The 15407-nt window shown below is 49.0% G+C and carries 13 protein-coding genes and 4 tRNA genes; 13 read left to right on the top strand and 4 right to left on the bottom strand.

The window, feature by feature from the left end:
* The first annotated feature begins 36 nt into the window (after positions 1-36).
* The 4 genes from EXY25_RS03900 to serS all read left to right on the top strand — a co-directional run bounded on the left by EXY25_RS03900 (position 37) and on the right by serS (position 5901).
* Positions 37-2496 carry a DNA translocase FtsK gene (locus EXY25_RS03900; protein WP_246019489.1) on the top strand — a complete coding sequence of 820 codons (2460 nt, stop codon included), beginning with the start codon at positions 37-39 and terminating at the stop codon, positions 2494-2496.
* Positions 2496-3149, top strand: a complete 654-nt coding sequence (gene lolA, locus EXY25_RS03895) for an outer membrane lipoprotein periplasmic chaperone LolA (protein WP_130565781.1) — start codon at positions 2496-2498, stop codon at positions 3147-3149. Before EXY25_RS03900 ends, lolA begins: the two co-directional genes overlap by 1 nt.
* A complete protein-coding gene (locus EXY25_RS03890; protein ID WP_130565780.1) occupies positions 3139-4476 on the top strand; it encodes a replication-associated recombination protein A in 1338 nt (445 codons plus the stop codon). The genes lolA and EXY25_RS03890 overlap by 11 nt, the downstream gene beginning before the upstream one ends.
* Positions 4477-4602: 126 nt before the next feature.
* Complete coding sequence (gene serS, locus EXY25_RS03885) at positions 4603-5901, top strand: serine--tRNA ligase (RefSeq protein ID WP_130565779.1); 1299 nt, start codon at positions 4603-4605, stop codon at positions 5899-5901.
* Positions 5902-5981: 80 nt separating this feature from the next.
* On the opposite strand, the gene tusE is transcribed toward serS, so the two are convergent.
* Genes tusE through tusD form a run of 4 tightly spaced genes read right to left on the bottom strand, consistent with a single transcriptional unit; the run spans position 5982 to position 7379 of the window.
* Positions 5982-6311, bottom strand: coding sequence for a sulfurtransferase TusE (gene tusE, locus EXY25_RS03880; RefSeq protein ID WP_130565778.1), 330 nt, complete (start codon positions 6309-6311; stop codon positions 5982-5984).
* An 8-nt stretch (positions 6312-6319) separates the two neighbouring features.
* Positions 6320-6595, bottom strand: coding sequence for a DsrH/TusB family sulfur metabolism protein (locus EXY25_RS03875; RefSeq protein ID WP_130565777.1), 276 nt, complete (start codon positions 6593-6595; stop codon positions 6320-6322).
* Entirely contained in the window at positions 6596-6952 is a 357-nt protein-coding gene (locus tag EXY25_RS03870) for a DsrE family protein (protein ID WP_165419252.1), read from the bottom strand.
* Positions 6953-6965: 13 nt separating this feature from the next.
* On the bottom strand, positions 6966-7379 hold the full coding sequence (tusD, locus tag EXY25_RS03865; RefSeq protein WP_130565775.1) for a sulfurtransferase complex subunit TusD: 414 nt from the start codon (positions 7377-7379) through the stop codon (positions 6966-6968).
* 165 nt (positions 7380-7544) lie between these two features.
* On the opposite strand from tusD, the gene EXY25_RS03860 reads away from it, so the two are divergent.
* The 9 genes from EXY25_RS03860 to EXY25_RS03820 all read left to right on the top strand — a co-directional run.
* Positions 7545-7635, top strand: a tRNA-Ser gene (locus EXY25_RS03860).
* Positions 7636-7773: 138 nt separating this feature from the next.
* Positions 7774-7923, top strand: coding sequence for a hypothetical protein (locus EXY25_RS18725; RefSeq protein WP_165419251.1), 150 nt, complete (start codon positions 7774-7776; stop codon positions 7921-7923).
* Positions 7920-8564, top strand: a complete 645-nt coding sequence (gene uvrY, locus EXY25_RS03855) for a UvrY/SirA/GacA family response regulator transcription factor (RefSeq protein ID WP_114336346.1) — start codon at positions 7920-7922, stop codon at positions 8562-8564. Before EXY25_RS18725 ends, uvrY begins: the two co-directional genes overlap by 4 nt.
* A 2-nt stretch (positions 8565-8566) precedes the next feature.
* Positions 8567-10393, top strand: a complete 1827-nt coding sequence (gene uvrC, locus EXY25_RS03850; RefSeq protein WP_130565774.1) for an excinuclease ABC subunit UvrC — start codon at positions 8567-8569, stop codon at positions 10391-10393.
* 71 nt (positions 10394-10464) lie between these two features.
* Positions 10465-11025 carry a CDP-diacylglycerol--glycerol-3-phosphate 3-phosphatidyltransferase gene (gene pgsA / locus EXY25_RS03845; RefSeq protein WP_114336348.1) on the top strand — a complete coding sequence of 187 codons (561 nt, stop codon included), beginning with the start codon at positions 10465-10467 and terminating at the stop codon, positions 11023-11025.
* 120 nt (positions 11026-11145) lie between these two features.
* Positions 11146-11221, top strand: a tRNA-Gly gene (locus EXY25_RS03840).
* Positions 11222-11261: 40 nt separating this feature from the next.
* Positions 11262-11335, top strand: a tRNA-Cys gene (locus tag EXY25_RS03835).
* An 88-nt stretch (positions 11336-11423) separates the two neighbouring features.
* Positions 11424-11510, top strand: a tRNA-Leu gene (locus EXY25_RS03830).
* A gap of 1613 nt (positions 11511-13123) precedes the next feature.
* Positions 13124-15407, top strand: a 2284-nt coding sequence (locus EXY25_RS03820) for a DUF6531 domain-containing protein (RefSeq protein WP_165419250.1), incomplete at its 3' end; no start/stop codon positions are given.

The raw sequence follows: 15407 nt of genomic DNA, 5'->3' as shown, positions 1-15407 counted from the left end.
TGAGATCTTATAGGGATCTGAGTGCAGGGAGTGTGTGTGAACAGGATAACTAAGCCAGCGACCCTTAATGGCGTACAGCGCCTATTGGAAGCGGCATTAATCGTCAGCAGTGTCAGCGCAGTGTTTTTACTACTGGCGTTGTACAGCTATGCGCCTACCGATCCGGGCTGGTCTCAGACCGCATTCGGTGCTGACGTTAAAAATATGACCGGCGCTGCTGGGGCGTTAGTCGCAGATCTACTTTTCTTTATTCTGGGTTACCAAGCGTACTTGGTGCCTTTTCTCGTCGCATTTTTAGGTTGGTACAGTTTCCGCCGTTACTACCATGTGTTTGAAATTGATTACACAGCACTCTCGTTACGCCTGTTAGGCGGCTTGCTGCTGTTACTAGGGATATCAGCCCTTGCCAGTATTAATTTTGATGACTTTTACTTCTTTTCTGCCGGAGGCATGCTGGGCGATGTGATCGCTGCCAGCATGTTGCCAGCGTTTAACTTACTCGGTACCACTGTCGTACTGATGGGCTTGGTGTTAGCCGGATTTACTCTGGCAACCGGTCTGTCCTGGGTAACGATTGCTGATTTTATTGGCGCTACGCTTGTTTGGATTGCTATTCAAGGTATTTACCGTCCAATTCAAGGGTATCGTCAGCGTCGTCAGTCGCAACGCGAGGAGCAGTTTGAGAGTGATGAAGACAATATTGACGAATCACCATTACGGGTAGAAGAAGCACCGAACCAATCAGCGGTGGAGCCGTCATTGCGTTTGGAGGAGTTAGCGCCTTTTGAGCCGGAAGATATCTCCGAAGAGGAATACGACTATGAGGATGAGTTTGATCCGCTAGCCGTTGAGCCGCCGGCACCTAGTTATTCATCTCACTCTTCAGCACCTGCACCTGCTGCATCGCCAGCTGTCGCTGACGCATATCAACCGCCTAAACAGGTGGTGAATGGTAATCAACCTGCAGCGATCCCCGCTGTCGCGGCATCAGCTGAAGTCACAGATATGCCGACTATCGGATTATTGGATCGTGCAGATAAGCAGACTAATCCAGTCACTCAAGAAGAGATGGATCAAGTCAGTCGCTTGGTTGAGGCGAAACTGTTGGACTTCGGTATTCAAGCAACCGTGGTTGGCGTATTCCCCGGGCCTGTGGTGACCCGTTTTGAACTAGATCTTGCCCCAGGGGTAAAAGTTTCCCGTATCTCTAATTTGTCGAAAGATTTAGCGCGCGCATTGAGTGCCATTAGTGTGCGGGTTGTAGAAGTTATCCCTGGAAAGTCTGTTATCGGTTTAGAGCTGCCGAATGCGCATCGTGAAATAGTGCGTCTATCGGAAGTGATTGAATGCCCAGCTTTCGAAAACAATAAGTCGAACCTGACCATGGTGTTGGGTAAAGACATCGGCGGTAAGCCGGTTGCTGTCGATTTGGCAAAAATGCCGCACCTCTTGGTCGCAGGTACCACAGGCTCTGGTAAGTCTGTGGGTGTGAATGTGATGATCGTCAGTTTGCTTTATAAATCGAAGCCTGAAGATGTTCGTTTCATCATGATCGACCCGAAAATGTTGGAACTGTCAGTGTACGAGGGGATCCCTCATCTGCTTACTGAAGTGGTCACCGACATGAAAGATGCCGCCAATGCGTTGCGCTGGTGTGTTGGTGAAATGGAGCGCCGTTATAAGCTGATGAGTGCGATGGGCGTGCGAAATCTGAAAGGGTTCAACACCAAAATCTCTGAGGCGATTGAAGCAGGTACACCGATAAAAGATCCACTATGGACCGCGGCTGATAGCATGGATACCACTGCGCCGGAACTGGAAACCTTACCAAGTATTGTGGTTGTGGTGGATGAATTTGCTGACATGATGATGATTGTTGGCAAAAAAGTAGAAGAGCTAATAGCCCGCTTAGCGCAGAAGGCGCGAGCGGCTGGCATTCATTTAGTTTTGGCGACTCAACGCCCCTCTGTGGATGTGATTACAGGCTTAATCAAGGCTAATATCCCGACCCGTATGGCGTTCCAGGTATCGAGTAAAATTGACTCTCGTACCATCTTGGATCAGCCCGGAGCCGAGCAGTTGTTAGGGCAGGGCGATATGTTATATCTGCCGCCAGGCACAGGTGTGCCGACGCGTGTTCATGGGGCTTTTGTCGATGACCACGAAGTACATGCGGTGGTTGAAGATTGGAAACGTCGCGGCAAACCTAACTATATTCCTGAGATCCTCAGTGGTGAGATCACCGCTGAAACCGTTTTGCCGGGAGAGCGTCCAGAAGGTGAAGAAGAGCTGGATGTGTTGTATGACGAAGCAGTGGCGTTTGTAACTGAATCACGGCGTGGCTCGATTTCCAGTGTGCAACGCAAATTCAAGATTGGTTACAATCGCGCTGCGCGTTTGATTGAACAGATGGAAATGGACGGTGTCGTATCTTCACAGGGCCATAATGGTAATCGTGAAGTGTTGGCACCACCGCCACCAAGAGACGGATATTAATGATAAAAGTTTTGCTAAAACAGCTGACTTCTAAGTCAGCTCTTTTCGTTTTATTGACCTTGCTCGTGGGCACGGCGTCACAAGCCTATGGGGCGCCGCAGACGTTGCGAGATCGCCTCACGGCTCACCGTTCGTTTATTGCTGAATTTACTCAGCAGGTACACAGTTACGATGGTGAGTTAGTGCAGGAAGGTCAGGGGGTTATTAAAGTCTTAAGTCCGGACCATTTCATTTGGCAAACTGTGTTGCCGGATGAGCATTTAGTGCAGTCTGACGGCAACACTGTCTGGGTATTCAATCCGCTATTGGAACAGGTTAGCCTCTATTCTGCGTCCGAAGTGATGCAGGACAGCCCAATATTACTGCTAGCGGAAAGCGATCCTGAAGTGTGGGCCCAGTACCGCGTGCGCGTGGTAGGTGAACGCTATGAGGTGACGCCACAAGTCACCGGTGGCAACATCGAACGATTTGAGTTGCAGTTTCAAGGTGACAAACTGACTGAGTTGTTGATTATTGATAGCCAAGGCCAACGTAGCCAATTCACACTGACCTCTTTCACCGCCCCAGCCAAGCTGACAGAGCAAGAGTTTCTTTTTACTATTCCTGCTGACGTCGATATCGACGATCAACGCACCCAGCCTGATGCCGGATAATCTCTCTTTTAGTTTCGCTGACACCTCACAACATCAGCCCTTGGCCGCACGCATGCGGCCTGCTTGTATTGATGAATATGTTGGCCAACCTCATTTGCTGGGTGAAGGAAAGCCGCTACGCCGCGCCTTAGAGCTGGGGCAGGTTCATTCGATGATCCTTTGGGGACCACCGGGGACGGGCAAGACGACCTTAGCGGAGCTATTTGCCAGCCACTGTAATGCCGAAATCGAGCGGATCTCTGCGGTGACAGCTGGTGTTAAAGATATTCGGGCAGCGATTGAGCGTGCCCAATCAAATGCGACGGATCTTGGCCGTCGAACCTTGCTGTTTGTTGACGAGGTACATCGTTTCAACAAATCGCAACAGGATGCCTTTTTGCCACACATTGAAGCTGGCACTGTTACTTTTATTGGCGCCACCACAGAAAATCCATCATTTGAGCTAAATGCGGCATTGCTTAGCCGAGCGCGGGTCTATGTCATTAAACCGCTGGATGAAGCATCGTTACGCCTTCTGCTCAACCAAGCGATGAGTGATGCCGAGCGTGGCCTTGCGAGCCAGCAGTTGACCTTGGCTGAGGAAGCGGAAGAGCTGTTGATAGCCTTAGCATCGGGTGACGCGAGGCGCTTGCTCAATCTGCTGGAGATGGCCAGTGACCTGGTTGATGGCGATGATCGTCTGATCACTAAGCAATTGGTTGCAGATGTTTCAGGCAGTCAGGTCGCGCAGTTTGATAAGCAGGGTGATCACTACTACGACCAGATATCAGCGTTACATAAGTCGATACGAGGTTCCTCGGCTGATGGTGCCCTGTATTGGTACGCACGTATGCTCAATGCGGGCTGTGATCCTTTGTATATTGCCAGACGCTTGCTCGCTATCGCTTCTGAGGATGTCGGCAACGCTGATCCTAAGGCGATGGAAGTTGCACTGAACGCGTGGGACTGCTTTCAAAGGGTTGGCCCTGCCGAAGGTGAGCGCGCTATAGCCCAGGCGATTGTTTACCTTGCCGTTGCTCCTAAGAGCAATGCAGTTTATACCGCGTTTAAGCAAGCGCTGCGAGACGCGGCTGAGTTGCCACAATACGAAGTGCCTGTGCATCTGCGCAACGCACCGACCAAGCTGGCTAAATCGATGGGGCACGGTGCTGAATATCGCTATGCCCATGATGAACCTGGTGCCTATGCGGCGGGGGAATCCTATCTGCCGCCGGAATTAAACGGGCGCCATTACTATCAACCGACAGATCGTGGTCTGGAAAAGAAGATCCAACAGAAACTGGCTTATCTGGCCGAGTTGGATGCCACCAGCAATAAAAAGCGTTAACTGTCTGGCTAGCAAGCTTGGTTTCGCCTGTGCCTCTGGTACACTTGGCTGCCAACTAATTTGGCAGGTTGTACATTGGGTACGATCTGCTTGAAATGAATTTCAACTAACGAGTTTAAAAGCAACATGCTGGACGCTAAATTTCTTCGTAACGAGATCGATGAGACGGCAGCGCGATTAGCCACCCGTGGTTATGTGCTGGATGTAGAACGCTTTAAGGCACTGGAAGAGCAGCGCAAGTCGTTGCAGGTGAAAACAGAGCAGCTACAGAACGAGCGTAATACTCGTTCCAAATCCATTGGTCAGGCTAAGGCGCGCGGCGAAGATATCGCCCCATTGCTAGCGGAAGTTGGCTCGTTAGGTGAAGAGCTGGATAAAGCCAAAGCCGAGCTTAGCGAGTTGCTCGAAGAGATTAAAGTTCAGAGCCAAGGCATTCCTAACCTGCCTGATACGTCAGTGCCGGAAGGCAAGGATGAAGAGGAAAACCAGGAAATACGCCGCTGGGGTGAGCCGCGTCAATTCGATTTTGAACCTAAAGATCATGTGGATCTAGGTGACTTCGGCAAGAGTATGGATTTTGAAGCCGCAGTGAAGCTGTCTGGCTCTCGTTTTGTGGTGATGCGTGGCGAGATGGCACGCCTGCATCGAGCGTTGGCGCAATTTATGTTGGATCTGCACACGCAGCAGCATGGCTATCAAGAGATGTATGTTCCCTACTTGGTTAATGCCGATTCTCTGCGCGGCACTGGCCAACTACCTAAATTTGGTGAAGATCTATTCAACACGCAACCGGCGACGGAAGAGGGTGTTGGCATGTCGTTGATCCCGACGGCTGAGGTACCACTGACAAATTTGGCTCGTGATACCATTACAGACGAAGCGGATCTGCCTGTACGCATGGTTGCGCATACACCGTGCTTTCGTTCTGAAGCGGGCTCCTATGGCCGCGATGTGCGCGGTTTAATTCGTCAGCATCAGTTCGATAAAGTTGAACTCGTACACTTGGTGAAACCGGAAGATTCTTTTGCCGCGCTTGACGAACTGACGCTGCATGCCGAGAAAGTATTGCAGCTGTTGAACTTACCCTACCGGACAATGCTGTTGTGTACTGGCGATATGGGCTTTGGTGCCTGTAAGACTTATGATCTTGAAGTATGGATCCCAACTCAGGGCACTTATCGTGAGATCTCTTCTTGCAGTAATATGTTCGATTTCCAGGCGCGTCGTATGCAAGCCCGTTACCGTGCTAAAGGTGCGAAGAAGCCGGAGTTGTTGCACACGCTCAATGGTTCGGGGTTAGCGGTTGGTCGTACGTTGGTGGCGCTGCTTGAGAACTATCAGCAAGCAGATGGCTCAATTGAGATACCAGAAGTGTTGCGTGACTATATGGGTGGTAAAACCCACATTCTTAAGCGTGGTGAGTAAGCATCATTTGCTGAGGAATGAGTTAGAAATCTGATAAAAAAGGAGCTAGTTAGCTCCTTTTTTATTGCCTACTGCTGGTGTTAGATACACTTTACCGGTTTTGGTAAGCCAGCGATTTTGGTGGCTTGTTTTGCGGGTCCTTTAGGGAAGAGCTTATACAGATAGCGGCTGTTTCCTTTCTCCTCGCCATATTTCTTAGCCATTGCTTTTACCAGCACACGGATCGCCGGGCTGGTGTTGAATTCGAGATAGAAATCCCGCACAAAATGCACGACTTGCCAATGGCTTGGCGTCAATTCAATATTTTCATTGCTGGCGATCAGAGCGGCTAATGATTCGCTCCAATCATCAACATTTTCAAGGTAACCGAGTTTATCTGTGGCAATCTGTTTGCCATCAAAATCGTACATGGGTTTGTCTACCAACTGATCACGGGTTGATGGGTTAAGGTCAGATCAACCATTTCATCCATGGTGATCAAATGGAAATCTTGTGAGCCTGATCTGACGCCGCGTGCCGTCGCATCATCGGCTAACACCAAACATTCGCCCGAATGTTGCATTAACCAAGCATATTGATCGGGCTGATGAAGCATCAGGCAAGCTTCCGCTCTTAGCAGCAGGGTGCTGTCACTTGGCAAACTTGTTGCTGTCGCTGCCGGTAAGGGCTCGGATAGAATAATCAGTGGCTTCATTTAGATACTTATCACGATGTCGAATGTCGGGAGTAGGGCTGCTATCTCAGCCGCTGAACGACTTTCCACCCCAGTTCTAAGTTGATGCTCTGCTAGCCCTTGCAGCGCTAACGCATCAGCGCACACCACTGTTTCCGCTATTTCATACAGCTCAAAAGCACCAAATTGTTTAAGAAAGTCGGTAAACCCAGCTCGCACAGGCTCAGTGGATTCACAACAGGCTAATACCGCTTGCTCAGTAAAGATTAACGATACGGATTGGTCAAAAGCAGCGTAAGCTAAACCTATATCAATGGTTTCTTGTAGCTGGTTGCCTGTAAACGGGGATTGGCGCAGGAGAATCGCTATCTTTTTCATCGCAGGACAGTACTCATTTAAAGTGGATGACGCGATCAACATCTAAAGAGTGAGTCACCAACTCACCTAATCCGCCAAGCCGAAAGGCTGGATGCAGATTAAACTGAGCTGAGTCTATCTGAGCCGCTTCATCTTTATTTAATATTCCCCGGCGCAGCGCAGAGGCGACGCAGAGCACTAACTGCGTCTGTGCGCCGCTACCTGTCACTTTCTGTTGTTCTGCAAAACTTGCCCAGCGCTGAGCCCAGTTAGTTTCATCGCCAGCAGGAGAGAGCAGGGCAGAGCCCGTGTTAACGCCATCCTGAAAGAAGAATAACTGTTTAATGTCGTGACCTTGCTTCCTAGCCGCCGTCGCGAACTGGAAAGCACTATGGTGAGCTTGGTGGCTCACAGGGCTTGCATTGATGATGATAGAGAAACTAGCCATGCTGCTATTATCGGCTGGCTAGGAAAAATTGGAAGTATTTAAGTGATTGTCGGAAAAATTGATGCACTTATAGCCACGCTTGGCTAGATATTGAGCAAACGATATTGTTAGTTAAAATAGGGGCTTTACAAGCGTAATTATCCGCCGTATTATTCGCCGCGTTCCGGAGGGGTGCCAGAGTGGTTGAATGGACCGGTCTTGAAAACCGGCGTAGGCTTATACCCTACCGTGGGTTCAAATCCCACCTCCTCCGCCAAACAACGAAAAGGCCGTCTATTTAGACGGCCTTTTTGCTTTCTGCAATCAGCAAATTTTTGCTTGAACCAATATGATGCGATAGTTGATCAGCTTCACAACACTGCTATAAACCTCTGTGATCTTTTGGCAGACGTTGGTGATAGCGCAAGTTTCAGCGTCGAATGGCTTTATTTCTATCACCGCATTTCGCTATGATGTTGCCACGGATTTGTTAATGGATATCCGTGTTGCCAACGGATTAGAGGCGCAGTTTTCTCGTTTTCTTTTTTTGGAGTGCCATCCGTGATCCGAGTTTATCTCGTTGATGACCATGAACTTGTACGTACAGGTATTCGTCGCCTTTTAGAAGATGTGCGCGGTATGCAAGTCATTGGTGAAGCTGACAGTGGTGAGGCCGCAGTGAAGTGGTCTCGTGAAAATCATCCCGATGTGATCCTGATGGATATGAACATGCCGGGTATTGGTGGACTGGAAGCGACGAAAAAGATCCTTCGACATTCTCCAGACAGCAAGATCATTGTATTGACTGTTCATACCGAAAATCCGTTTCCTAGTAAGGTGATGCAGGCAGGCGCTTCTGGCTATCTGTCAAAAGGCGCAGCCCCTGAGGAAGTGGTGAATGCGATACGCTTGGTTAATAGCGGCCAGCGTTATATCTCTCCGGAGATCGCTCAGCAGATCGCCTTAAGTCAGTTTAGTCATTCCAATGAAAACCCTTTTCAGGAACTGTCTGAGCGAGAGTTGCAGATCATGCTGATGATCACCCGTGGTGAGAAAGTCGGGTATATATCAGAGCAGCTTAATCTCAGCCCCAAAACAGTGAACAGCTATCGTTATCGATTGTTTAAGAAGTTAGAGATCGATGGTGATGTTGAGCTTACCCATCTGGCTATTCGCCACGGAATGTTGGACGCCGAAAAACTCTGATTATGGATTTTGACGCGAAGGCGTTTCTGCGCTCGGTGACAGACCAACCGGGCGTATATCAGATGCTCAACGACAAAGATGAGGTTATCTATGTCGGCAAAGCGAAATCGTTAAAGAAGCGCCTTTCAAGCTATTTCCGCACTAATGTAGATTCTACAAAAACCCGCGCATTGGTTGCGAATATTGCCAATGTGACGGTGACGGTTACCCACACCGAAGCCGAAGCGCTGATCCTCGAAAACAATCTTATTAAGAAGTTTCGCCCGCGTTATAACGTATTGCTTCGTGATGACAAGAGTTATCCCTACCTGTTGATCTCCGGTCATAAACATCCTCGTTTGGCTTACCACCGTGGCGCGAAGAAGGCCGCGGGTGAATACTTTGGTCCGTTTCCAAGTGGTAGCGCCGTGCGGGAGTCATTGAATCTCCTGCAAAAGCTGTTTCAGGTTCGTCAGTGCGATGATTCCACCTATCGTAATCGGTCGCGACCTTGCTTACAGCATCAGTTGGGACGCTGCACCGCACCTTGTGTGAATGGTTTTGTGTCAGAGCAAGTGTATGCAGACCAAGTGGCTAAAACACGGCTGTTTCTTAAGGGACAAAGTGAAAAAGTGATTTCGCAGATGGTCTCGGAGATGGACCAAGCTGCGATGGCGTTAGACTTTGAACTGGCTGCCCAGCTGCGGGATCGGATCACCACCTTGCGGCAGGTCCAGGTGCAGCATAGTGTCGAAGCTGGCAAAGATGCGATGGATGTTATTGGTCTGGCGATTAACGGCAACCAATGTTGCCTCCACCTGCAGTTCATTCGTGATGGCAAATTGCTCGGAAACAAGAGCGTGTTCCCGACAGTGCCGTCAGCGACGGAGGCTGAAGAGCTCCTAGTGGCGCTGTTAACGCAGTTTTATGGTGCTGAAGGGCGGGGCGGACAGGTACCTGCGACTATCGTGTTGCCGTTTAAGCTGGCAGAGAAAGATGAATTAGCGAATGACCTGTATTTGCTGACTGAGCGAAAAGTTAAGTTGGTGGAGAGTCCACGAGGTGATCGTGCACGGTTCCAAAAGCTGGCGCAAGTGAATGCCGATACTGCACTGCAGAGCCGTTTGGCCCATAAGAAATCAATTCAGCAACGTCTACATCAATTGACAGAAACGCTGGCACTAGACAGCTTGCCAAAGCGGATGGAGTGCTTCGACATCAGTCACACCTCGGGTCAGCAGACTGTTGCATCCTGTGTCGTGTTTAATCAGGAAGGGCCGAATAAGAGCGAATATCGCCGTTACAACATCGCTGGTATTACCCCTGGTGACGATTATGCGGCAATGAAGCAAGCACTAGAGCGGCGCTTTAAGCAGTTGGGCGCTGAAAGTAAGATCCCCGATCTGCTGTTTATCGACGGCGGTTTAGGTCAGCTAGGTATTGCTGAGCAGGTGTTCGCTGAGCTCGACTGGAGTGAAGCGCCACTAAAACCTTTATTGATTGGTGTCGCGAAAGGTGAGTCTCGTAAACCAGGTTTAGAGACACTGATCATCGGGGAAAGCCACGAGACGTTTAATTTGCCGGTCGATTCCCCTGCGCTTTTACTGATTCAGCAGGTTAGGGATGAAGCGCACCGTTTTGCCATTACAGGCCATAGAGAGCGCCGGCGTAAAAATGCTAAACGCTCAACATTGGAAGATATTCCAGGGGTAGGCAGTTCCCGTCGCCAAGCACTGATTAGTTATCTTGGCGGTATGCAACAGGTCAAAAATGCATCGGTTGATGAATTAGCTAAAGTGCCAGGGATCAGCTTAAAGATGGCGCAAACCATCTATGACCAGTTTCATTAGTAAGATTGCGTGGTGATTTGTAACATTTTCGGATATAACTAACAGGTCGTTAATGAGGTATTTCTTCTTACATGTTGACTGTTCCTAATATTCTAACCGTTTTCCGTATCGCGCTTATCCCCGTCTTTCTGGTGTGTTACTACCTCCCTTGGGAGCACGCGATGTTCACCGCTGCTGTGTTTTTCTGGCTAGCGGCAGTGACAGACTATTTTGACGGCTATCTTGCTCGTCGCCTTGGGCAGGAGACTGCTTTTGGCGCTTTTCTAGACCCCGTCGCCGATAAGGTGACCGTTTGCGCTGCTTTGATTATTCTGGTGGATTTCTACAACACACTTTGGATCACTATCCCTGCTATCATCATTATCTCCCGTGAGATCCTGATCTCAGCATTAAGGGAATGGATGGCGGAAGCGGGTAAGCGTTCGGAAGTGGCCGTTGCCAATATCGGCAAGTGGAAGACAACGGCACAGATGTTGGCGCTGATTGGCCTGATATCTCATTTTAACGATTTTATTATCTACCTTGCCTATCTGTTGCTTTATATCGCTACTGCGTTGACTCTTTGGTCTATGGTGATTTACCTCAAGGTGGCATGGAAGCAGATAGTCGCTATCGATTCAGTTAAAAAATGAGCAGTTGAACCAAAAGCTGATCGAGAAATAGGCAATCAAACCAAACAGCTGTTGACTCACTTTCATTGTTAGGTAGAATGCAGCCCACGTTTGAGGGCTAACACCCGAAAACAGAGTGATGCGGCACTAGCTCAGCTGGTAGAGCGCGACCTTGCCAAGGTCGAGGTCACGAGTTCGAACCTCGTGTGCCGCTCCAATTTCTCTCTAGAGTGATTGGTATTCACAAGCAAGACCCTGGCGGGTTGGCAGAGTGGCTATGCAGCGGATTGCAAATCCGTGGACCTCGGTTCGACTCCGGGACCCGCCTCCATTATTTATCCCTTCGCTGGTTGTTTTCCGTGATTAAACGGCGCCAACGATGAGATTGAACAACAAGTTTAATCGTGGAACTCAGTGTCGCCCGGGTGGTGAAATTGGTAGACACAAGGGATTTAAAATCCCTCGCTTGAAAGAGCGTGCCGGTTCAAGTCCGGCCCCGGGCACCAATTCCTTAGTTTCCAACTTAATTCATATATATCAATATTTTATCCGCAAAAAATTGCCGTATTTCTATGCTGGCTTTTGCTCCTGATTACTCTTTAACTCAAGCTCAGGTATTCTTTTCCGAATACTTTTTCCGAATATTTTTGTCGTTGCTGCCAATTGTTGGTACTACCTCGACTTTTCGATTATAAGTAGCGACCTGTCGTTCAGTTTTGTGGCCAGAAAACTTCTGCTTTTCGCCAACAGTCCCATCAAAATCGCTGATGCCTTTGGCTTTGATACCATAAAAAGCGATTGAAATTTTTTCTTACGTGGCACGGTAAATAGGCCTTGGCTGCGGATGCATTTGTTTCAGTTTGTTGTCCTTAAAAGTTGTTGTAGATACAGGTGCAATTAGAGCTGCAATCACAGAGTTGTTCAACGGAGAAACAAGACTGCGAGTTACTTATGTTGATTTAGAGAAATGAGTCTCTGATTGCAGAGCAATCAGAGGGTGTTTTCTCTATGCAATTACAGAGTTAATGCCGTCAAAATCGCTCCTGTTTGTGGCTTTAACACGTCCTCGTCTCTATGCCAATTCAACACGCCAAAACCCGCGTTATCGACGTGCTGTATAGAGCAAAATGGGACAGCAAATTGATTCGTGATACGTCTATCAGGATAGATGATCTGATGTATCCAATTCTCATATGAACCCACTGTTACAGTTTGAGTTATAGAACTCACTGTAACGGTGTAACAGTTCCAAACAATCGACTCTAACTGTTACAGGTTTCGGGGGAAAGCTGGTGTTACTGTTAGGGTGTAGTCAAAATGATAGAAGCCCTGCTTACCGGTGGGTATATTGACAGCGACTGAAACGCCGTTGACTTTGGTCAATTTTCATCACAGAACTTACTTGCGTTAATTTTTGATTACGTGATATAAAACAGCGTCTTATGGTAAATTGAAAATTCCAACAACGCATCAAAGGAACTTATGCGTAGATATAAAATAGGGAATGCTCTTCTTTCTTCTCCCTTAATTTTGCAGATTTTTAAGTGCCTGGCCGGCAGTGTTCCTGTTATCGATGTTTTGGCGATATCTTCCCTTTTCGTGATGAGATATGGCTCTCCCATGATAAGCAAGCAGCGACTTAAGACAGCGGGTAATCAAAGCTAACCTGTTTGGGTAAATCGAGTTTATTTATGACGGCGCAGGTCAACTGATAGCGGAAGCGGACAGTGAAGGCCAGATAGTGAAGGAATATATCCCGCTGGGCGGTCAGCCGCTTGTGATGGCGGTGGAGTGAGGTGTTTTTGTGTTAAATATAAAATTTTTTCTTTTGGAAAAACTGCTGTTCTCCCTTGTTATTCTGTTTAGCATCGGGCTTATACCCGCCACCACAAGCGCTAGCCCTCAGCAAGTCAAAGCGCTGAAAACATGGAAGCACGAGTGGCAGCCTGGGGAGTGGGAATCAGCAGAAGAGTTATGCTCTCGCGTTACTGGTCAAACAGGAGGTAAATGGAACAATGCATGTTCGCTTGTGAGCGTAGAGGAAAGGGCAACTGATGCATTCTGTCATATAAGTTGTAAGGGCGGAATGAGTTATATCTTGATATACATAGATACACTAATGTGTCCCCCGCCAGAATACCCTGATTATTTTAGGGGACCAACTAGCGGTGAAAATGGTGATTGGTGGTGTAAAAAATGTGAGTTTCCATTTCAGCGAAGTGGAGGCCAATGCATCAAGCCTTGTCCAAAATGTAAGCCAGATCTTGACCTTTCTACTGGAACCTGTGTTCCACGGCCCAATCAGGAAAGCTGCCCAACCAGCTGTCCTGACCTGAAGGGTAACCCGATACATGCTGCTACAGGAGAGAAGATCCAAGCTGAGTCACCAGATTTTGTTGGTGACGGTCGTTATCCTCTTTATTTTTCAAGACTTTACAAAAGCCATCAAGACTTTGAAATTAACTCTCTACATCACCAGTCTTTTGATGAGAATGGAGGGGCACATATCTCTTTACCTCCCAAAGAATGGGTTATCCACACTCAGCCATTGGGGTATCAGGGGCCTACAAACAACGTTGGCTGGAATACGCTTGCATCCGAGTGGGTATCTCCCGAGCCAGAAGGACTCGCCTATCCAGTTAAGGGCCATAAGCTATGGCGTCATAACTACGAGTCGCGGCTCTACCAAACCTCCCGTAGTGGAGCTGCATATATCGTGATGCAACGTCCTGACTTTTCTAAACAGTGGTTCCGTAAAGACGACAGCAGTGGTCACTACCTTCACGACAACTTGGGTAACAGTCGTTTGGAGACTCTGACCGATGGCGACGGCGAGCCTGTTGGCTACCTTTACCAGTTGGCCGATGGGCAAGTTGAGCGTTACAACCTCAGTGGTTTACTGGTTGAAAAAAACAATGCCGAGGGACTGCGTCAGGAGCTGACTTATATCGGTGATCGGCTGACCTCGGTTACTGACCCTGCAGGCAGGCAGATCGCATTTAGTTATAACAGCCAGGGCTGGCTCAGTGAGCTCACAACGCCGGATGGTCAACGCATCACATACGATTATGATGCACTAGGCAACCTAACTGAAGTACGCTACCCCGATGATACACCGGCGACCAACAACGATAACCCGCGCCAGGTCTATCGCTACGGCAGAGAATCGCAGCAGACCCCGGATGGCTGGCAGGAAAGGATCGTTTCCCCCTATTTGTTGACAGAAAAATGGGATGAAAATGGCGATGCCCATGCACGCTGGACATTTGATGAGTTTGGACGGGGTACGTCGAGTCGGCGAGAAGATGACTTTGAAAGAGTTACCTTGGCTTACGACTGGGATGCAGCCAGTCAAACCCAGATCACTACTGTCACAGAAGCGGGTGGTCGCGTCAGTCGGTTGCACTACAAAAATGGACGTCAGATCAAAGCCGAAGGCGGTGATTGTGGTGGTTGTGGTAGCAGTGATGTGGCCGAGTCTGTGTATGACGGTGCCGGTCGCCTGACACAACAAACGGATTTTAATGGTCATGTGACTCGCTATAGCTACAACAGTCGGGGATTAGTGACGTCAAAAATCTCGGCCTATGGTACTGCGGATGCTGTGACTATTACTACCGAATGGCACAGCGATTACGCACTGCCTACCGAGGTTGTTACAGCGTACAAACGCACAGAATATCAATATGGTGACCGGGGAAGGTTAACGCAGGTAAAAGAAGTGAGCTTATCTGCCAACCCGGCGGCGCCAGCGGAGCGTGTGACCACCTATCAATACAATACCCAAGGTCAGCTGCTCAGTATCAATGGACCTCGCACTGATGTCAGTGATATCACTACCTTTACCTATGATGCTGGGCATGATGTAAAAACTATCAGTAATGCGCTGGGGCACATCAGTACGATCAACCGCCGGGATCTGAATGGCCGCCCACTCAGTGTGACTGATCCCAATGGTGTGGAAACTACGCTGGCGTATGATGTGCGCGGTCGCTTTGTTCGTAGCACAACAGCAGGCGAGATCACCGAGTACGACTATGATCCGGTCGGGCAATTGATCCAACTGACACTGCCCGGCGGAGAAACACTGCACTATCGCTACAACGGCGCGCGCTATCTGACTCAGGTGCGTGATAGCGCAGGCAACACCCTGAACTATCAGTACGATTTGGCAGGCAATGTCACCGTTGTGGAAGTCAAAGACAGCACCGATAGGTTAGTACAAACACAGCAACAGGCCTATGACAGTCTGGGGCGCTTGGCCAGCATGACGGACGCGCTGGGCAATACCACCGCTTATGAATATGATCCGCTGGGTAATCTGCTGCGAAGCACCAGCCCGCTACTCAACGTCACGAAGTATGACTACAACGGCTTAGGTCAACAGACTGAAAGTACCGATC

It is taken from the genome of Corallincola spongiicola, assembly GCF_004284785.1.
Classification (GTDB): domain Bacteria; phylum Pseudomonadota; class Gammaproteobacteria; order Enterobacterales; family Neiellaceae; genus Corallincola; species Corallincola holothuriorum.
This window is presented reverse-complemented; position numbering and strand designations above follow the sequence as displayed.

Excerpts from the sequence above, each read along its gene's own strand:
- EXY25_RS03875 (WP_130565777.1), bottom strand. The coding sequence starts at position 6,595 with ATGAAGCCACTGATTATTCTATCCGAGCCCTTACCGGCAGCGACAGCA.
- tusD (WP_130565775.1), bottom strand. The coding sequence starts at position 7,379 with ATGGCTAGTTTCTCTATCATCATCAATGCAAGCCCTGTGAGCCACCAA.
- pgsA (WP_114336348.1), top strand. The coding sequence starts at position 10,465 with ATGTTGACTGTTCCTAATATTCTAACCGTTTTCCGTATCGCGCTTATC.
- EXY25_RS03870 (WP_165419252.1), bottom strand. The coding sequence starts at position 6,952 with ATGAAAAAGATAGCGATTCTCCTGCGCCAATCCCCGTTTACAGGCAAC.
- lolA (WP_130565781.1), top strand. The coding sequence starts at position 2,496 with ATGATAAAAGTTTTGCTAAAACAGCTGACTTCTAAGTCAGCTCTTTTC.
- uvrC (WP_130565774.1), top strand. The coding sequence starts at position 8,567 with ATGGATTTTGACGCGAAGGCGTTTCTGCGCTCGGTGACAGACCAACCG.
- serS (WP_130565779.1), top strand. The coding sequence starts at position 4,603 with ATGCTGGACGCTAAATTTCTTCGTAACGAGATCGATGAGACGGCAGCG.
- tusE (WP_130565778.1), bottom strand. The coding sequence starts at position 6,311 with ATGTACGATTTTGATGGCAAACAGATTGCCACAGATAAACTCGGTTAC.
- EXY25_RS03890 (WP_130565780.1), top strand. The coding sequence starts at position 3,139 with ATGCCGGATAATCTCTCTTTTAGTTTCGCTGACACCTCACAACATCAG.